This window comes from Rhodococcus quanlei (assembly GCF_055231015.1).
In genome coordinates, this window is the sequence record NZ_JBUYWD010000023.1 from 1 (window position 1) to 18,505 (window position 18,505).

The 18,505-nt window shown below is 64.9% G+C and carries 21 protein-coding genes and 1 pseudogene; 7 read left to right on the top strand and 15 right to left on the bottom strand.

Translation table 11 applies throughout. The features are described 5' to 3' along the window. Window positions 1–127: 127 nt before the first annotated feature. Window positions 128–256: pseudogene (locus tag ACZI8Q_RS16585) on the bottom strand (restriction endonuclease); the annotation flags it as partial. 121 nt (window positions 257–377) lie between these two features. Further along, a complete protein-coding gene (locus tag ACZI8Q_RS16590; protein WP_463374664.1) occupies window positions 378–590 on the bottom strand; it encodes a hypothetical protein in 213 nt (70 codons plus the stop codon). A gap of 71 nt (window positions 591–661) precedes the next feature. Here ACZI8Q_RS16590 and ACZI8Q_RS16595 point away from each other — a divergent pair, with 71 nt between their 5' ends. Together ACZI8Q_RS16595 and ACZI8Q_RS16600 are read left to right on the top strand one after the other, a co-directional pair. After that, on the top strand, window positions 662–1,099 hold the full coding sequence (locus ACZI8Q_RS16595) for a DNA glycosylase AlkZ-like family protein (RefSeq protein WP_463374665.1): 438 nt from the start codon (window positions 662–664) through the stop codon (window positions 1,097–1,099). A gap of 363 nt (window positions 1,100–1,462) precedes the next feature. Beyond that, entirely contained in the window at window positions 1,463–1,810 is a 348-nt protein-coding gene (locus ACZI8Q_RS16600) for a hypothetical protein (protein WP_463374666.1), read from the top strand. Window positions 1,811–1,815: 5 nt separating this feature from the next. On the opposite strand, the gene ACZI8Q_RS16605 is transcribed toward ACZI8Q_RS16600, so the two are convergent. Both ACZI8Q_RS16605 and ACZI8Q_RS16610 read right to left on the bottom strand, forming a co-directional pair. After that, window positions 1,816–2,121: a type II toxin-antitoxin system PemK/MazF family toxin gene (locus ACZI8Q_RS16605; protein ID WP_463374667.1), complete on the bottom strand. Its 306-nt coding sequence runs from the start codon at window positions 2,119–2,121 to the stop codon at window positions 1,816–1,818. After that, window positions 2,111–2,233, bottom strand: a complete 123-nt coding sequence (locus ACZI8Q_RS16610; RefSeq protein WP_463374668.1) for a hypothetical protein — start codon at window positions 2,231–2,233, stop codon at window positions 2,111–2,113. Before ACZI8Q_RS16610 ends, ACZI8Q_RS16605 begins: the two co-directional genes overlap by 11 nt. An 86-nt stretch (window positions 2,234–2,319) precedes the next feature. Here ACZI8Q_RS16610 and ACZI8Q_RS16615 point away from each other — a divergent pair, with 86 nt between their 5' ends. After that, complete coding sequence (locus ACZI8Q_RS16615) at window positions 2,320–2,571, top strand: type II toxin-antitoxin system Phd/YefM family antitoxin (protein WP_463374669.1); 252 nt, start codon at window positions 2,320–2,322, stop codon at window positions 2,569–2,571. Further along, window positions 2,572–2,826: a Txe/YoeB family addiction module toxin gene (locus ACZI8Q_RS16620; protein WP_463374670.1), complete on the top strand. Its 255-nt coding sequence runs from the start codon at window positions 2,572–2,574 to the stop codon at window positions 2,824–2,826. Between the two features lie 15 nt (window positions 2,827–2,841). Here the strand turns inward: ACZI8Q_RS16620 and ACZI8Q_RS16625 are convergent, their stop codons facing one another. Beyond that, window positions 2,842–3,447, bottom strand: a complete 606-nt coding sequence (locus ACZI8Q_RS16625) for a YqgE/AlgH family protein (protein ID WP_463374671.1) — start codon at window positions 3,445–3,447, stop codon at window positions 2,842–2,844. A gap of 7 nt (window positions 3,448–3,454) precedes the next feature. After that, entirely contained in the window at window positions 3,455–4,195 is a 741-nt protein-coding gene (locus tag ACZI8Q_RS16630; RefSeq protein ID WP_463374672.1) for a TetR/AcrR family transcriptional regulator, read from the bottom strand. A gap of 134 nt (window positions 4,196–4,329) precedes the next feature. Here ACZI8Q_RS16630 and ACZI8Q_RS16635 point away from each other — a divergent pair, with 134 nt between their 5' ends. Further along, on the top strand, window positions 4,330–5,283 hold the full coding sequence (locus tag ACZI8Q_RS16635) for an NAD-dependent epimerase/dehydratase family protein (protein ID WP_463374673.1): 954 nt from the start codon (window positions 4,330–4,332) through the stop codon (window positions 5,281–5,283). 21 nt (window positions 5,284–5,304) lie between these two features. Next, the gene (locus tag ACZI8Q_RS16640) at window positions 5,305–6,600 is read left to right on the top strand and encodes an MFS transporter (protein ID WP_463374674.1); all 1,296 of its coding nucleotides are present in this window, start codon (window positions 5,305–5,307) and stop codon (window positions 6,598–6,600) included. On the opposite strand, the gene ACZI8Q_RS16645 is transcribed toward ACZI8Q_RS16640, so the two are convergent. Then, window positions 6,517–7,074: a hypothetical protein gene (locus tag ACZI8Q_RS16645; protein ID WP_463374675.1), complete on the bottom strand. Its 558-nt coding sequence runs from the start codon at window positions 7,072–7,074 to the stop codon at window positions 6,517–6,519. The genes ACZI8Q_RS16640 and ACZI8Q_RS16645 overlap by 84 nt on opposite strands. Before the next feature lie 143 nt (window positions 7,075–7,217). Between ACZI8Q_RS16645 and ACZI8Q_RS16650 the strand changes: the two genes are divergently transcribed. After that, the gene (locus ACZI8Q_RS16650) at window positions 7,218–8,720 is read left to right on the top strand and encodes a DUF4185 domain-containing protein (RefSeq protein WP_463374676.1); all 1,503 of its coding nucleotides are present in this window, start codon (window positions 7,218–7,220) and stop codon (window positions 8,718–8,720) included. Window positions 8,721–8,737: 17 nt separating this feature from the next. Here ACZI8Q_RS16650 and ACZI8Q_RS16655 read toward each other — a convergent pair whose 3' ends face one another. From ACZI8Q_RS16655 to ACZI8Q_RS16690, 8 genes are all read right to left on the bottom strand, one after another. Then, window positions 8,738–9,808 (bottom strand): sulfate/molybdate ABC transporter ATP-binding protein, encoded by a 1,071-nt coding sequence (locus ACZI8Q_RS16655; protein WP_463374677.1) that lies wholly within the window; start codon window positions 9,806–9,808, stop codon window positions 8,738–8,740. Next, a complete protein-coding gene (locus ACZI8Q_RS16660; RefSeq protein WP_463374678.1) occupies window positions 9,805–10,611 on the bottom strand; it encodes an ABC transporter permease in 807 nt (268 codons plus the stop codon). The genes ACZI8Q_RS16655 and ACZI8Q_RS16660 overlap by 4 nt, the downstream gene beginning before the upstream one ends. Further along, the gene (gene modA / locus ACZI8Q_RS16665; protein WP_463374679.1) at window positions 10,608–11,366 is read right to left on the bottom strand and encodes a molybdate ABC transporter substrate-binding protein; all 759 of its coding nucleotides are present in this window, start codon (window positions 11,364–11,366) and stop codon (window positions 10,608–10,610) included. The genes ACZI8Q_RS16660 and modA overlap by 4 nt, the downstream gene beginning before the upstream one ends. After that, entirely contained in the window at window positions 11,363–11,767 is a 405-nt protein-coding gene (locus ACZI8Q_RS16670) for a TOBE domain-containing protein (RefSeq protein WP_463374680.1), read from the bottom strand. Before ACZI8Q_RS16670 ends, modA begins: the two co-directional genes overlap by 4 nt. A 94-nt stretch (window positions 11,768–11,861) precedes the next feature. After that, window positions 11,862–15,977, bottom strand: a complete 4,116-nt coding sequence (locus ACZI8Q_RS16675) for a molybdopterin-dependent oxidoreductase (protein WP_463374681.1) — start codon at window positions 15,975–15,977, stop codon at window positions 11,862–11,864. Window positions 15,978–16,127: 150 nt separating this feature from the next. Further along, the gene (locus ACZI8Q_RS16680) at window positions 16,128–16,892 is read right to left on the bottom strand and encodes a VOC family protein (RefSeq protein ID WP_463374682.1); all 765 of its coding nucleotides are present in this window, start codon (window positions 16,890–16,892) and stop codon (window positions 16,128–16,130) included. 103 nt (window positions 16,893–16,995) lie between these two features. Beyond that, complete coding sequence (locus tag ACZI8Q_RS16685; protein WP_463374683.1) at window positions 16,996–17,676, bottom strand: RES domain-containing protein; 681 nt, start codon at window positions 17,674–17,676, stop codon at window positions 16,996–16,998. Between the two features lie 68 nt (window positions 17,677–17,744). Continuing rightward, window positions 17,745–18,137, bottom strand: a complete 393-nt coding sequence (locus ACZI8Q_RS16690) for a hypothetical protein (RefSeq protein ID WP_463374684.1) — start codon at window positions 18,135–18,137, stop codon at window positions 17,745–17,747. Window positions 18,138–18,505: the final 368 nt, after the last annotated feature.

Genomic DNA, 18,505 nt, shown 5'->3' on the forward strand with positions numbered 1-18,505 from the left:
CTGGTGTAGGAACTTGAATCATGACCGAAACGGTCGTGCCCGCCCCAATCCGCACTCTCCGTCGAGCCTCATCACGCACCGAAACAACAGTTCAGCAGGCATCACTCACGACTTTGCCGGGGCCCTGGTCATACCCCAATACCGACGAGATGAAGGGCATGATGAACGCATTCTTCGTCGCCTCCTCGGTTGCGATTGTCGACTTCGCCTCGCGAACCTTGTCCGCCAAGGCGTTGATGTTGTCGGCGAATCCCACGCCAGACCCCTCTCCTAGTTGGATGGCTATTGAACCACCCAACTCCGACAAAGGAAGCAAATCGAGACGAGTTGGATTCCCTTCGTTCCCGAGCGGGTTGGCACGATCGTCGTAACGACCGTCAGGAGGCGCGGCGGTACGCCGCGGCCAGCATTTCTGCACATCCGCAACCGATGAGGTCGGCGCAGTCGACGATCAGTTGGTGGCGGGCCTCGATCTCACGCAGGCACAATTCGTCCGTGCACTCGGCGGAGCCGTCGGTGTGCAGGATCAGCGTGCCGTGGCAGTGGTCGAGAGCCTCGGCTTCGCTGCAACGCTCGCATTCTCTGTTCACAACCCTCTTGGTACCACCGCTCACCGACACGTTCGGGGACGCGCGGGGGTGCGTCCCCTAGTGTCGGCTGCATGAGCGACACAGTCAGCGTCGACAGGGACCAGTGGCCCGGGTACCGCTGGCAAGGGCACGGCCTGGCCGAGCGCGCCGACGAAGGCTTCCTCGACGACCTGCTCGTACTCGGGCTGCAGGGCAGCCGCCAGTCGAGCGGGGAGCATGAGGCGTTCTTCAGGGTGAACGGACCCACGACCAAGACGCTGTACCGCGACTGGCAGGGAGCTGGCACCACCGGGATCAACGCTCTGTGGCACGAGTTCGGCGACAAGCTCGTCGAGGTCGGGATCGAGTCGAAGCGGTACGAACTGCCCGAGTCGCTGCTCGACGGGCTACGGACGGCGAAGCGCCCCAAGGGGGTCGCACTTGTGCCGCCGAATGACCCCTACCTCCGTCAGGTCGACCGCACACTCCTGGTGCCCGACTCGGTGCGTCGCTCCACGTCGACGGGGTGACTCGAGAGTCTGACGGGGCAGACGTTTTCACGTGAGACGAGTGCACAAGACCCATTGGTGTAGTAGATTCGTAGTTGTAACGGTATCGGTGGACTGGACGCACGGTGCTGGCCACATGTGGACCAGACACAACGTTGCCGTCGTCGAGGCCAACGAGGCGGTCCGAGACATCGATGCCCTGTGGTTCGACCCCGACCCTCGCAGCCAATCCGGTCGTGGAGTGCGGGTAATCGGCTACAGCCACAGCCGTCGTGCGATTATCACGGTAATTCTCGTGCACAACGGTGCCGACAGCTTTTGCGGCGCAAACGGTTGGGAGTCGAACGGCCCCGACCGGAGACGTTACGAAAGGGGCGAGTGAAGATGGGTGCCGAACGCGACGTACAGACGGTGCAGGACGAATCGGAGGCCACTTATGATCAGCCGCTTCCCGAGAGCGCCACGGGCGAGCGGCGGGGTCGGTCGATCGTGCAATCCGTGCGTCTTCACGAGGACGATTTCGCCGATATCGAACGCCTGGCCAGCGAGGCCGGCGTACCGGTCAGCGCACTCATTCGTGGGTGGGTCCTGGAGGGTCTGACCGCCGAACGGGGCACCTCACTACGGGATGCAATCGACCACCTCGCCAGTGAGGCGGAACGGCTCCGCCGGCTCGCGGCCCGACGTCGCGTGACCTCCGGAGCAACGGGCATAGCCAAAGGCTCGATGTAGTCGAGCTATAGATCTAGAACCAAGGCGAGGGCCTCGTCGACTCGCTGCATCTCGTCGATGGTGAGGAACCCGACGGGATCTGTGAGGCGGCCCAGGTCCACGGTCGCGAGTTGGTCACACATCACCAGCGTCTGTCGACCGGCGATGAGCGCTGGCGGCCGGAAGCTGGTCTCTCGTGCGCTGGTGCTCGTGAACGCGACGATCCAGGTACTGAGTGTGAGCCAGTCAGGCTGCACTACGACGGCGTACCGCCGACCCCTCTGCCCATGACCCTTGCCTCGCGCAGGCAGCCTGTAGACCTCACCCCTCATGCAGCGCGGCCATGTCCTCCTGGATGACCCGGACTTCGGCCACGTCAGCCGGATCGTCCTTGACTGCGCGCGCCTCTGCTGCAGCGATCCGGCGGCGTTCGTCGCGGCCCATCGCGGCCAGCGCAAATGGCAGCCATGCGGGAGGACTCCTGAATGGTACCGTTACCTCGTACCACTCCTTCGGAAGAGGTCGTCATCATGTCCATCAGCGCCAGTGAAGCGCGCAAGACGCTGTTCCCGCTCATCGAGCGCGTGAACGAGGACCGCACCGCTGTCGAGATCGTCTCCCGCAAAGGTAACGCCGTCCTCATGCCGGCCGACGAGTACGCGGCGTGGCAGGAGACCGCCTACCTGCTCCGATCACCCGCCAATGCCCGCCGGCTGCTCGATGCCTACGAGCGCGCCCGCGCAGGGAAGACCGAGACGCACGACCTCGACCGGGAGGAGTGAGTGCGGCTGGTCTGGGATGCGTCCGCCTGGGAGGACTACAAGCACTGGCAGACGACGGACCGCAAGATCCTCAAACGGATCAACACGCTCATCGACGCCTGCCTTCGCGATCCGTTCGCCGGAATCGGCAAGCCCGAGCAGCTGAAATACGGCGCGCAAGGAGCGTGGTCGCGACGCATCACCGAGGAGCACCGGCTCGTGTACCTCGTCGACGATGACGACCTGATCATCCTCCAGGCGCGCTACCACTACTGAGGACCTCAGACCGAATCAGTTGCGCTCCACGTCGATGGGGTGCGTGGCGAGCATGGCGAGCGGTAGGGGTTGACGACGCAGCACCTGCGCCCAGACATCCACGCGCGGCGGCGCCAACACGTCCGAGGCCAGCGCCGAAATGACCATCCAGTCCCCGCGCTGCAACTCGGAGTCGAGCTGGCCGTACGTCCATCCCGAGTATCCGGCGAACACACGGACACCCTCGACGAACGGTGCGACGACGTCGGGCTCGGAGTCGAGATCGACCATCACCACACGCCCGTGGACGCGTCGCAAACCCGGCACGCCTGTGGCGTCGGCACCGGTGCGCAGCGTCGCCAGACACAGTGCTGAATCGCGCTTGACCGGACCGCCGACGAACAACACCTCCGGCCGGGCAGCATACGAGTTCCACTGCGGAAGCACGTCGTGCAGCGTGGTCTGACTGGGCCGGTTCACGACGACACCGAGGCTGCCGTTCTCGTTGTGTTCGATCATGTAGATGACGGTGCGCCGAAAAGCAGGTTCGACCAGGTCCGTGGAAGAGACCAACAAACTTCCGGGGCGAACGGCCGGTTCGGCTGATGCTGTTCGGTCCTCGGGCTCTTCTGCGTACTCCACGGAAACATCATTCCACCGCGCTCCGGCCGATGGGGCACCCGACGCGACCGAAGTTTCGGACGGGATCGAATCCGGCGATCCCAGCGAGGACGCGAAGCTGGTGTTCGTACAGTTCGGAGGGATCGGTGAAGGTGTCGGAACCGTACTGTCCGAAAACCTCGAAGTTCACGGCCCCGAACAGCGACGACCACACCAGGACTCCGCGGGCGAGAAGCGGTGTCGGCAGGTCCAGGCCGATCTCGACTCGGATGCGCTCCAAGTCGGTACCCAGCGCGGGCGCCAGGTCGGCGTTGTCGATCGACAGTCCGCCTTCGCTGTGCGCCCGGCCGAGGATCTGAACCAAGGCCACCACAACACGTGTTCCTGGGCCGGTGGTCTGCTCACCGGGCGCGTCGTATCCGGGAACGGGGCTGCCGAACAGCAGCCCGTACCGGGCGGGTTCACGAAGCGCCCACGTCCGCACGGCTCGCGCGAGTGCGAAGAACTGGTCCACAGGCTCCGACGCCGCAGCCACCGCCGCCTCCACCTCGCAACCCAGTTCGTCGTATCCGTCCACGACCAGCAGGGTCAGGAGTTCGTCGCGACTCTTGACGTAGCGGTACACCGCCGACGAGACGACGCCGAGGTCACGGGCCACGGCGCGTAGCGACAGGGCGGCGGCTCCGACTTTCTCGAGATGCTCGCGTCCGATTCGGGTGATGTCGTGCAGCGTCTGTTCGCGGGCGCGTTCACGTGGAGTACCTGACACGTCTACAGAATGCCCCCTGTCCGAGAGCGGTGTCAACAAATGTGAGCACTGCTCTTGACACCACATCGGAGGGCGCGCATTCTGACTATCGAGAGCGCTGCTCTCATAACCCTCTTCACAGAAACGAGCGACTCATGACCAACCTCGAAATCGTCACCGGAGCCGGCCCCGTCGGCTGGACCATCGCCGAACAACTCGCCGAACAAGGCCACCACGTCCGCATCCTCACCCGCTCAGGAAGCGGACCGAAGCACCCCTCGATCGAACACCTGCAGGTCGACGTGTCCGATCCGAGCGCCGTCGCCGCCGCCTTCGCGGGCGCCACCACCGTCTACCACTGCATCCACGGCGACAGCTACAGCACAGCAGTATGGGAACAAACGCTGCCCGCAGCCGAGCGGACAGTGCTCGAGGCCGCAAGCCGCATCGGCGCCGTCGTCGTGTTCCCCGAAAGCCTGTACTCGTACGACGCGCGCATCCAGCCGATGACCGAGACGAACCCACGCAATGCGACCACCGGGAAACCCGGAGTACGCGCCCGCCTACTGGAAACGCGCGCAGAATCGACCACCCACACCGTCAGCGTCGTCGCATCGGACTTCTTCGGTCCGCAGGTTCGCACTGCCGCCGCGGGAGAGAGGATGGTGCCCACCATCCTCGACGGAAAGACCCAACGCGTACTCGGGTCTGCGGACGTCGCGCACTCGTTCACCTATGTACCCGACTTGGCCGCAGCAATGATCGCCGCTGCACACAATCCGTCCGCCTGGGACCGAGTCCTACACGCACCGACCGCGCCGGCATTGACGCAACGCCAACTGGTCGAGACGTTCGCCGCCGCGGGAGGTGTCACAACACCGAAGGTCTCCGCGCTACCCGGATGGGTGCTGCGGGGAATCGGTCGAATCCACGGCGGCACCCGAGAGATCGCCGAGATGATGTACCAGTTCGAGAAGCCCTTCGTCATGGACTCCAGCGCGAGCGAAGCGCTCCTCGGACTCTCACCCACACCCCTCGCCGACGCCGCCTCGGCGACCGTCCGCTGGTGGCGCGACCGGGAAGAGACCGCCCTACACGCAAGCGCCTGACCGCCCGATACAGTCGGCGGTGTGGAGCAACGGGCGGGTGGACGCGGAGCGGCCTGGCGCACCACCGTCGAGGCGCTGCGGCACTCACCGGGGCTGTACCGGCTCGTCACCGTCCGCTTCGCCAGCCAGTTCGGGGACGGCATGTTCCAGGCCGCCCTGGGCGGTGCCATTCTCTTCAATCCCGAGCGGCATACCGATCCCGCCGCCATCGCCGCCGGATTCGCGGTGCTCCTGCTGCCGTATTCGGTCCTCGGACCGTTCGCCGGGGCCCTGCTCGACCGATGGGACCGGCGGGCCGTGCTGCTGTGGGCGAACGTTCTGCGTGGCGCGTTGATCCTCGCCGTCGCCGCCCTACTCATCGGGGGCGTCGACGAATCTGCCCTGTTCCTGCTGGCACTGGCCGCGGTTGGCGTGAGCCGGTTCGTCCTGGCCGGCGTTTCGGCATCACTGCCGCGCGTCGTTCCCCGGAAATGGCTCGTACCCACCAACTCCGTACTCGCCACCGCCGGTTCGGCTGTCGCGGCGCTCGGAGCAGTCAGCGCGGTCACCGTCATCGGGATCGTCGGCGCAGGAGATCTCGGATCGGGAACAGCAGTAGCCGTGTCGGTGTCCGGCTCGGTGATCGCCGCGATCGCGGCCGGGGGATTTCGGCGAGGACTTCTCGGACCACATCACACCGAATCCGCTGCACCCAATGCGGTACGGGCCGTCGTTTCCGGATTGCAGACCGGTGCGCTCGCGGTCTGGCACCGGCCCGGAGTGACCACCGCGATGACCGGCATCGGCGCTCACCGCATCGTCTTCGGCGTCGACACCCTGATCATGCTTCTGGTCCTACGAGATACGGATCGTCACAGTTCGCTACCCGGCGGTTTCGCGGGCTTCGGTGTCGCACTCGCCGCCACCGCGGCCGGGATGCTGATCGCCGCCATCACTACACCACTCGTCATCCCTCGAATCGGACGCTCGCGCACGGTGGTCGGTGGCCTGATCGTCGCGTTCGCCGTGCAAGCCACCTTCGTTGCGACACTCACCCAGGCATCCCTGCTGGTCGGGGCGTTCCTCCTGGGGTTCGCCGGGCAATCGATCAAACTCACCGGTGACGCCGCCATGCAGATCGAAATAGACGACGACCGGCGCGGCCAGGTGTTCGCCCTGCAGGACACCGTGTTCAACATCGCGTTCATCGCAGCGATCGCGGTTGCGGCAACCGTGATCCCGCCGGACGGACGATCAGTGAGCCTGGCGTTGGGAGGGTCCGCCGTCTACGCCGCCGGCCTGATCGCCGTCGCAATCAACAGCCGGCGAAAAGTCTGAGTCCACAACAAAAATCGGTCGGTCCACCTTCACGGTGCTCGACGCGATGGACTCCGTCGACACCGGACGGACACCGAGACCCCCGGCCGGGTAGGCCGTGGTTCCCGGTTGTGCGGTATCCGGGCGTACGGTCTCGGGTGTCGATGTCCCCGGCTGCGGCATTTCCGGACGCGGCATCTGCGTGCTCAACTTTTCTGGACGGCGGTCCTCGGGATCCGGCACCTCCTGATTCCAGGTGCCCTCACCGGACGGATCGGTGAAGTACCTCGCCTCGTCGCCGACATCGAGGACGGAATGGTCCGCGACACCGTCGCCGTCGAAGTCCCACATCGCATCGTCTCGCCATCCGTCTCCGTCGAAGTCCAGTGCGACGGCGTCGAGCGACCCCGCGGTGCCCACACTCAGATCGGCGAGAGAGGTCCACGTGGTGGGGGCATCCACACCCGTACCGAACGAATACTCCAGAGGGTCCATACCGGTGTATGACGCGGGAAAGCCCAGGTCGGTTCCATCCCGGCCCGCGTCCGACTCGGGTGTTATCTTCTGTGCGGTCGACCGGTCACGTCTGGGCGGTCGCCGGAAACGGAGGGACAACAGTGGTCACGCGGCGGAAATCCATGAGAACGGCTGCCGGTTCGGCTTCGTGTGTGATCACAGTTCTCGCAGCATCCGTCGGCTTCGGGGCCGCCGGCGCGCAGGCCCTGCCTCCGGACTGGCTTCCCGTCAACTCCTGCGGCGAGGTCGGGTTCAACCCGGCCAAGGAACCACCCAGCGAGGGCGGACCCGTGCTTCCGACCATCCCGGAGACGATCAGGATTCCCCTCCCGTATCCGGAGTTCGTGCCGGTCCCTGAGCCGGGGCCGCCCGTCGACAACACCCGCGTTCCGCAAACACCGCTCCCCGAGAACCCCTGCGACAATCCCTGCCCGGACATCACCGACGTGCCGGACCAGGAAGGCGACCCCGGCTCGTCGGGATCATCGGGATCATCGGGGCTGCCGTTCCCGCGCATCGAGATCGAGCCGCAGCCCGAGACCATCCCGATTCCGATCCCTGGCGGTCCGGGACCGGAGCCGCAGCCGGCCCCCGTCCCCGACGTTCATCCGGCAGAGCCCGGCGTCCTCACCCCCGCCGTGGCGAGCCCCACGATCAACGATGTTCGGCTCGTCGAGCAGCTCACCGGACATGGATCGGAGAACCGCACCGACAAGCGGTGGCAGGTCGACGGCACGGACCTGGGGATCATGTGGGAGTCCGAGCCGGGTGAGATAGCCGTCGCCTTCGGCGACACCTTCGGCAACGACTGGAATCCGCCCGGCGCCAACGGCGAGGACTGGCGGTCCAACGTGCTCGGCTTCAGCTCGGATACCGACCTGTCCGACGGCATGACCATCGACAGCATGGTGCAGGACAGCCGGTGCCACGCCGCGGAGGTCATCGCCAGCCGCCACATCGAGAATTACGAAACCACCACCATTCCGACGTCCGGTTTCACGATCGGTGACCGCCAGTTCATGACGTACATGTCGGTCAAGCGCTGGAGCCTGATTCCGGGCATGTGGTACACGAACTACGGCGGCATCGCCTACTCCGACGACGACGGTCAGACCTGGACCAAGTCGCAGCACGCCAAGTGGGAGAACTCGTTCGGAGCCCGTTTCCAGGTGTCGGCGATGGTCCCGCACGGCGACTACGTCTACCTGTTCGGCACCCCCAACGGGCGGGTCGGCACCATCGGCCTCGGCCGGGTGCCCACGGATCAGGTGCTCAACCCGACGGCGTACCAGTATTGGTCCAACGGCACGTGGACCCCGGGTTCGCACAACCAGGCGACGCCGATCATGTCGGGTACCGCGAGTGAGCTGTCGGTCCGCTACGACGAGGTCGCGGGCATCTGGCAGATGGCCTACCTCGATCCGGCGCGCGGCGCCATCGTGCTGCGCGAGTCCCAAAGCCCGCAGGGGGCGTGGTCCGAGGGGTCGGAGCTGATCGACACGTCCGATTACCCGAAGGCGTACGGCGGATTCATCCACCCGTGGTCCACGTCCGAGGATCTTTACTTCACGATGTCGGAGTGGGACAGCTACAACGTCTACCTGATGCACGCCAGCCTGGGCTGACCTGACTACCCGGCACTTCAGTGTGCCGGGTGCAGGGCCACCTCGGTGGACTTCACCACGAAGTAGGCCGACATCCCCGGTTCGAGGTCCAGAGCGGCAACCGATGCCGCCGTCACGTCGGCGCTCAGATCCAGCCGGCTGTCCGTCTCTCCGCGCACCCGAATCACCGCTCCACGTGCCTCGAGTTCTCCGAGCGTCACGGGAAATACGTTGCGTGGACTACCTTCCGGGCTTCTCAGGTGGATCGCCACCGCACTCGGCGTGAACACGGCAACCCCCGACGATTCCGTATCGGCGGCATCTCCGGCCGTACCGGTCACGCAGGTGCCACCCACTGTTTTCAGCGTGTCGCCGTGTATGCGCCCTTCGATCAAGTTCAGGCCCGCCAGTCGGGCGGCGAACCCGCTCCTCGGCTTCGCCAGAACCTCGTGCACCGGACCGGATTCCACGATCTGGCCACCGTCGACCACCGCTGCACGATCGGCGAGCGCCAACGCGTCGAGGACGTCGTGCGTGACGATCACAGCGGTGCACTTCGACTCACGGAGCACCCGGCGCAGTAGCACCCGCAAGGCGGGTGCCGCGGTGACATCCAAAGCCGACATGGGTTCGTCCAGCAGCAGAAGTTGCGGGTCCGCAGCGAGCGCCCGGGCAACGGCGATACGCTGCGCCTGCCCACCCGAGAGTTGACGGGGGCGACGGTGTGCGAGATCTCCGGCATCGACTGCATGCAACCATCTCTGTGCGATCCGCATCGACTCGGTGCGACCGCGTCCCGCACTGCGCGGCGCGAACGCGACGTTGGCGACAGCGGTGAGGTGAGGAAACAGCAGTGCGTCCTGCGCCAGCATCGCCACTCCGCGTCGATGCGCTGCGATCGATACCCCTGCATTCGTGTCGGTGAGGGTGCGCCCGTCGAGCTCGATCCGTCCCTCATCGGGTGAGAGCAGCCCCGCGATCATCGACAATACGGTGGACTTGCCGGCTCCATTGGGTCCCAGCATTGCCAGTACCTCGCCCGGGGCGATCTCGAACCCCAGGTCGACCCCTCGTTTGTCGTGACGCACGTGTGCCGCCAGGCCGTTCATACCGCCGACCTCGCAACCCAGGACCGGGAGAGCACCACGATGGCTACGGCAACCACTACGAGCACGAGCGACAGCGCCACCGCCGCATCCGGATCGGTTTCACGTTGGAGATAGATCTCCAAGGGCAGCGTGCGTGTCACACCCTGCAAGCTGCCGGCGAAGGTCAGTGTCGCACCGAACTCACCGAGCGCACGGGCGAACGAGAGCACCGCACCGGAGACCAGGCCGGGTATCACCAGAGGCAAGGTCACCCGACGAAATACGGTGGTCGGCCCGGCGCCCAAGGTGGTGGCCACATCCTCATAGCGTCGACCGGCGGTGCGGAGGGCACCCTCGAGACTGACCACCAGGAACGGCAGCGCGACAAAGGTTTGCGCCAGAACGACGGCAGCGGTGGAGAACGCGATGTCCATGCCGGCGACCTCGAGGTATTCGCCGACCAACCCCTGTCGACCGAAGGTGTAGAGCAACGCAATACCCCCCACCACCGGAGGGAGGACAAGGGGCAGCAGGACCAACGACCGGATGATGTTCATCCCACGAAAGGATGTACGCGCCAGCACGATCGCCATGGGCACACCGACGACGATGCACACGAATGTGCTGGCAGTCGCCGTCTTCAAACTCAAAGACAATGCCGCCGTGGACGACTCGGAGGTGATCAGCTCGCCGAACCGAGACCAATCCACGACCAGCAGCATCGCCACCAACGGCAACACCACGAAAAGGCTGCCCGCGGCGGCCGGTATGTATATCCAGGCAGGAAGTCCCGCCCGAACACCGCCGCGAGACACGCCCGTCACGGCTTCTCGAAGCCCGCCTCGGCCAACACCGCCTGCCCTTCCGGACTCAGGACCAGATCGACGAAATTCTGCGCGGATTCCGCGTCGTCGGTGTTCTCGAGAACGGAGATGGGATAGGTGTTGACCGCGGATGCCGATTCCGGGAACGGAACCGCGGTCACGTCGTCTCCCGCACCCGCAGCGTCGGTGACGTACACCAGTCCGGCGTCGGCCTGCCCGGACGTCACCTTGGCGAGTACGTCCGTCACCGAAGACTCTTCACTGACCGGAGAGATGTCGACCCCGGAGGATTCCTCGACTCTCTGTGTCGCCGACCCGCACGGCACCTGCGGAGCACACATCACCACAAGGAGATCTTCGCGAGTCAAATCTTGGAAAGACTCGACCTGCTTCGGATTGCCCGGTGCTGTCACGATCGTCAAGGTGTTGGAGGCAAAGGTGCTCGGCGCGTCCTCACCCACCACTCCCGCATCGACCGCCTTGTCCATGTTCTTGATATCCGCCGAGGCGAACACATCCGCGTCCGCACCCTGATCCAGGCGCGCAACCAAGGTCGACGATCCGGCGAAGTCGAAGATCACGGACTCGCCGGGATTCTGCTCCTCGTACAGCTCCCCGATTTCGGTGAAGGGCTTGGTCAAGGAGGCTGCGGCGAAAACGGTTACCGGCTCGGACTGATCGCGTCCCGAACTGCAACCGGAAAGTGCGGCAACAGCAACCGCCGCGACCACGGCCAGGCTTCGATAGTGCTTCACTTGTTCCCCCCTGGGGTTTCGACGACGACCGTTGTCGATTTGACGACGGCCACGGCAACGCTGCCCGGTTCGAGTTCCAGTTCCCGGACAGCTTCGGTACTCATGAGCGACACGACCCGGAAAGGGCCGCACTGCATTTCGACCTGCGACATCACCTTGTCGCTGGTCACCTCGGTGACGATGCCGACGAAGCGATTTCGGGCCGAAGAATCCGAGACGAGCAGATCCGGGGACGGGCCGGAGTTCGAGCGTGCGAATGCCGCCAGGTCCCGACCATCGACCACCTTGCGACCAGAAGCGTCCTTGTCCACGGGAAGGCTGCCATTGTCTATCCACCGCCGGACGGTGTCATCACTGACGCCCAGCAGATCGGCGGCGTCACGAATCCGAAAAACGGTCACATTGGGATGATATGTCCGAAATTGCGGCTATATCAAGTTCTCACATCCGTGTTCACGGATTGTAAGATCGGTGGTCACCGATTTCGTTTCGTCCTCAGTACACGTCCCGTACGTAACGCTTGTCCGCCTGCAGCTGCTTCATGAACAGCTCGGTGTCCTCCTCGTCGAGGCGCCCGTGGGTGCGCACCACCTCACGTAGGGTGGCGTCGACATCCTTCGCCATCCGGCTGGCGTCGCCGCACACGTAGAAGTGTGCGCCCGCCTCCAGCCAGCTCCACACTCTTGCGCCGTGCTCACGAATACGATCCTGCACGTAGATCTTCTGTCGCTGATCCCGAGAGAAGGCGACGTCGAGCCGGGTCAGGAACCCGTCGTCCCGCATCGCTTCCATCTCGTCGCGGTAGTAGAAGTCGGTTTCCTCGTGCTGTTCTCCGAAGAACAGCCAGTTCTGGCCGGTGTGGCCGAGTTCCCTTCTCTCGTGCAGGAACCCACGGAAGGGGGCGATACCGGTGCCGGGGCCGACCATGATCATTGGTGTATCCGAGCGCGACGGTGGCCGGAAATGCACCGACTTCTGCACGAAGATCGGGATCTCGGCCTCCTCGCAATGGTCGGCGAGGAATGTCGAGCACACGCCCGTTCGGCTGTGTCCTTCGTGTTCGTAGCGGACAGCCGAGACGGTCAGCTGCACCTCACCGGCATCCGTCTTCGGGCTGGACGAGATCGAGTAGAGCCGCGGCTGCAACCGTTTGAGGACGCCCATCCATTCGTGAGCGTGCGCTTTCACCCCGAACTCGGAAATGACGTCCATCGCCTGCCGCCCCCACATCCATTGCTGCAGTGCAATTTTGTTGTTCGGCCGCAGTAACCTGGCAAGCTCGGTGTCGTGTGTCCGGTCAAGCAGGAACTTGAGTAGCTCAGGGGTGACCTTCACGATCTCGAGCTTGGTACGTAGCGCCTCCCGCAACGACATATCGGGGAGTTCGTCCGCAGATACGACGATATCGGCGTCGAGTCCGGTGGCCGCCAACCACTCGTCGACCACGGCGTCGCTGTTGACCGGCCACACGCCCAACGCGTCCCCGGCCTCGTAGACGAAGTTCGGGTCGCTCAGTTCGAAGCCGAACTGCCGCACATCCTTCGATGATCCCTCAGCACTGAGCTTCACGTTCTTGAGCAGGCGGCTGACCAGGGGCGCCTTCCGCGTGAACGCCGGTGCAGACTTCTTCATCGCAACCGTTGGTGTGGCGATCGGCGCCGCCGGAGATGCGTCACCGCCGTCGCTCAGCAGGTCCTGCACGGTGTCGAGCCACTGGCCCGCGGTCTCCTCGTAGTCGGGTTCGCAGTCGACGCGTGCGGTGATGCGGGTGGCCCCCAATTGCTCGAACCGGGCATCGAGGCGTTTGCCGTGCCCACAGAAGTCGTCGTAGTTGGAGTCCCCGAACGCCAGGACGGCGAACCTGGTGTCGGGGAGTTTCGGTGCGGCGTCACTGCCCAGCACGCTCCAGAAGGTGGCGCCGTTGTCGGGAGAATCGCCGTCGCCGAACGTGCTGGTGACCACGAGCAGAGTCCGAACGTCGGCGAGGGCGGCAACCTCGAAGTCGTCCATGTCGATGACCTTCGCGGCACGTCCCGACGATTCCAGTTGCTGGGCGCACGTGGTCGCGAATTCCTCGGCGTTACCCGTCTGGGAGGCCCGCAAGATGATGACCGGAGGCACCGCATCTGGCGCCTGCTGGTCCGCGCCGGGCTCCGGTGAACCTGCGCCGCCCGGTGTCCGCGAGAACAGACCGGCCATGAGTCCGTCGAGCCACACACGTTTCGCGCCCGAGATCGGGGCCGAACGCGGAAGCACCGGAACGCCCTCGATCTCCGTGGACTGCAAACCGGACAACATGCCCTCGATGTAGGTCCGCTCGTGCTCGTCGAACGTGGGTGAGGCCGAGCTCCCGAGTCCCAGAATCCGGCTCATCTCCGCGGCCGGCGTACCTGCCTTCACGGCAACGGTGTCCGAATCCTTCTTCGCCGAAGCAACTTTCGTCAGCGACACGGCGCATACCTTGAACTCGGGCTGAAACGACGTGTCGTCGACAGCATCGTTGGTGACTGCGTTGATGGACAGGTACTCACCGAAGCTGTCATTCCAATGAAACGGGGCAAAACAGTCGCCGACGCGGACCCGATCGGTGACGACCGCCGGCAGTACTGCCCGTCCACGCCGCGAGGCGACCTCGACCTGATCGCCCTCCTCGATTCCGGCGCCGTCGGCATCCTGCGGGTTGACCTCGACGAACGGACCGGAATCGAGCTTGTTCAGCTTGGTGACCTTGCCGGTTTTCGTCATCGTGTGCCACTGGTGCTGGAGGCGACCGGTGTTCAGGATCATGGGGTAGTCGTCGTCCGGCATTTCCGCGGCGGGCATGTGTGGGCGCGGGAAGAACGCCGCCTTGCCGGACGGTGTGGCGAAAGCCAGACGGGGCTGCGCGCCGTCGACTCCGGTCAGCAGGTTCTGGCTGACCCCGTCGTTGAGGTAGCGGATGGGGTTCCGGTCGGTGGTATCGCCGGGTGGGCTCGGCCACTGAACAGGGGTTTCGCGCAGGCGCTCGTAGCTGATGCCGCGCAGGTCGTAACCGGTCTTGGGATTCGACGCACGCTTGATCTCCTCGAATACTTCCTCGGCGGAGGAGTAGTCGAAAGCCTCGGCGTACCCCATCTCGGATGCCACTCGGGCGATGATCTGCCAGTCCGGCATCGCATCGCCGACGGGATCGGTGGCCTGTTGCAGGAGGGTGAGGTTGCGTTCGGAGTTGACCATCACCGACTCGGACTCGGCCCACAGCGCGCCGGGCAGCATGATGTCCGCGTACCCGTTGGTTTCGGTGTCGACGAAGACGTCCTGTGTGACAACGAGGTCAGCGGCCTCGAGCCCCTCGATCACCGTGCGCCGATTCGGCACCGTGGCAACGGGATTGGTGCAGATGATCCAGCAGGCCTTGACGTTTCCGGCCACCATCTGCTCGAACATGTCGATGGTTCCGGTGCCGACGTCGGTGCGCAACGTTCCGGCGGGAAGTTTCCAGAGGTCTTCGACGAACGCGCGGTCCTCGTCGACCAGCACCGAACGCTGACCCGGCAGGCCCGGACCCATGTAGCCCATCTCGCGACCACCCATGGCGTTCGGTTGGCCCGTCAGCGAGAACGGGCCGCTGCCCGGTCGGCAGATGGCGCCCGTGGCGAGGTGCAGGTTGCAAATGGCGTTGGTGTTCCAGGTGCCGTGAGTGCTTTGGTTGAGTCCCATCGTCCAGCAACTCATCCAGTCGGCGGCCTCACCGATCCACCGGGCGGCCTGCCGGATGTCGTCGGCGGCGAGCCCGGTGATGGCCGAAACGGCGTCGGGGGAGTAGTCCTCGAGGAACTCCGGCATCACCTCCCAGCCCTCGGTGAACTCGGCGATGAACTCGGGATCGGTGTGCCCGTTCTTCACCAGTTCGTGCAGCAGGCCGTTGAGCAACGCCAGGTCTGTGCCCGGGTTGATCTGCATGAAGAGGTCGGCCTTGTCGGCGGTGGCGTTACGACGGGGGTCGACGACGATCAGCTTCGCACCCGCCTTCACCCGGTCGAGCAGTCGGAGGAAAAGGATGGGGTGACAGTCGGCCATGTTCGCGCCGATGACGAAGAAGACGTCCGCCTTGTCGAAGTCCTGGTACGAACCAGGCGGGCCGTCGGCACCGAGGGACTGCTTGTAACCGGCTCCGGCGCTGGCCATACACAGACGCGAGTTGGACTCGATCTGATTGGTGCCGACGAACCCCTTGGCCAGCTTGTTGGCCAGGTATTGCGCCTCGATCGACATCTGCCCCGACACGTAGAAGGACAGTGCGTCCGGGCCGTGCTCGTCGAGCAGCGCCTTCAGCCGGGCCGCTGTTTCGCGGATCGCCTCGTCCACACCGACCTGAGTGGGTGCTGCGCCACGCTCGGTGCGCAGGTAGCCGGACTCCATCCGGCCGTCCGCTGCGAGCATCTCCGCGCTGGTCGAGCCCTTGGTGCACAGCCGACCGAAGTTGGTGGGGTGGTCCTTGTCACCTGCGGCTTTGAGGACTTTCCGGCGTCCGGTCTCCGGATCGGTCTCCACGTCGAGGACGATTCCGCAGCCGACACCACAGTAGGAGCAGGCAGTCTTGACCGCGGACGTACCGGGTTTCTGCTGCATCGGCTGCTCCTCACTGGCGGGCGGACGCCGTTCACGCAGCGCCGCGCCTTCGTCCATGCTGCCGTTGCATGTGTTTCGTTCGGATTAACCCCGGTGAGCGTTCGATGACGTCTGGAGCACCTGCGGAAGAGAAGGCCGGTGAGAAGGCGGCTACCTCGGCGAACCCACGGTGAACTTCGCACCGAACGGGTCTGTGACCTCCGCCATTCGGCCATATTGCATGTCCTCGGCGTCGCTCGCCGTACCCCCGTGTTCGCGGGCGGCCGCCACAGCGGCATCGGCGTTCTCTACCTGGAACAACGTGCCCCAGGACGACGCGGGCGCTTCGGGGACTCCCACGATGCCGCCGATCTCGTGGCCGTCCGGCCTGCGGAGGAAGGTGAAGTCCACGCCCTCCTCGAGATCGTCGTTTCCATCCAGTGTGAAGTCGAAGACGGCCGTGTAGAAATCACGGGCCGGTCCGGGGTTGGGTGTCACGAGATCGTTGCGGAGCAAGGCTCCCGGCTCGTTCACCAACTCGCATCCGACATGATCGCGCCCCTGCCAGACGCCGAACTGCCCACCCGACGGGTCGCGGAGAATAGCCATTCGGCCCTCGCTCATCGCATCCATCGGGTCCACCAACACGACTCCGCCGGCATCGCGGGCGCGGGCCACCGTCGCATCGACGTCGTCGCTTGCCAGGTAGACGTTCCACCAGAATGCAGAGGCGTCCGGATCAGGATTGGGCATGATCGCGGCGACGTCTTTGCCACGCAGCCGACACATCGTGTAACGCCCGGACTCCTCGGGACCCACGTCGAACTCCCAACCGAAGACCCCGCCGTAGAACGACATCGCCTTGTCGAGATCGGGGATACCGAGGTCGATCCAGGTTGGTGTACCGAGAGGTTGATTGGTGGTGACTTCACTCATCGTGGCTCCTCAGTTGTCGGCTACCTCATCGACACTAAGCGCGGGGTCCGACAGGGGTGGACGGATTTACGGGCGCGGCAGGAACGGTGCTGCGCTTGGGCCGTCAGGATGCCGGGCCATCCTCCCAGACCAGGTTGTGAAGACGCATTGCTGCGATCAAGTCGGGGTCGTCCGCCTCGACGGGGCTGCGGTCCAGCGGGGTGACTTTGCTGCTGACCGGTCCGTCACCGGGGCGTTCGTACAGTGCCCAGAGCACCAATCCGTCACCATGCCTCGACTCGAACTGGATCCCGGCCACCGGAGTACCTGTGGGTGCGTTGAGGGTGTTTATCCACTGGGAGATCGCCTGGGTGAGCGCGCGAGGTCGGGCGTCACGGAGGGCCGCCGTATCGAGGTCGTCGAGTCCGTGTCGGATCGCGTCGGCGAGGAAGCGGTTTCGCAGGGTTGCTACTGATTCGGCGTCGCCGGGAATGACGAACCACCCATTGATCACACCGCTCCCAATCACTCGGTTCGACATCCACGACCGTGGGATTCGGCCCGGAGTGATGGTCGGGACTTCATGCTCGTCGTCGACGATCTCTTCGAGGGCGGCGCTCAACTCCTGACTTTTGCGGGCAAATGCCAGGACTTCGAGATAGCACGCGAGACGGGTTGAGCCCACGTACAGGGTCCGCCACACCCCCGCGGGATCGTCCCAGCGGCCGGTGAAGCGGCCGTCGGTCGCGTACTCCCATGGGGTCGACTCCCATGAGGTGGGTGGGAAACCGACGCGATAGGCCACGGCCCCTTCTGTGTGGACACTGCAGACGTTGCCGCGGCTGGTCGAGATCAACGCTCTAATAGACGGGTTCACCCCACCGCAGCGAACTGCCGTGCGGCCGCGAGGACCCTAGGACCGACGTCCGCCAGCTCGCCCTCGCGAAGCAGCAACGCCGGTGGCTGATCGTCGAGGATCGGGTTCAGACCTTGAAACCACGCCTGCGCCACAGCAGCAGTGTCGCGTTCGGTGATCAGGCGTGCGGCCCGATAGGCAATGCGGAGCCGCTCGACGTCGGTCTCGTTGTTGATGGTTCGGGTGCCGTCAGCCCACTGACGCACAGCTCGGGTTTCCTTCACCTTCCCGAGGTAGGCGACGAGCTTGGCTCCGAGCAACCAGCGCAACTCTGTGACCAGCTGCGATTGCGTCATGCGAGCAGCGTCGTTATACGCAGCGAGATCGGGTCGTGGGTGTGCCGTGGTCATGGTGATCCACCTCCTGATCACATGGTAAATCACACGGTGAGTAACGCCTACTTTCCCGAGACCGCGTCGCAACAGCACCGTCGTGGCGGGGCAATCATCTCTCGATGTGCTAACAGCGTGGGTGCGGGATTACCACGTCGACCGCCTGGCAAGCAGTTGCCGAGTCGCGGTCGTCACCAACGGGCTGCTGCTGGCGGTCGTGGTCACCGAGGCCTCCATCCAGGACCGTGACAGCGCGATAAGGCTGCTCGCCGCCGTGCGGGAGAAGTTCTCTACGATCACCCTCATTTGGGCCGACCTGGCACCCGAAATCACACACCGAACTGCCCGCCCGACGGATCCTTCAGAATGGCCACCCTCCCCTGGTC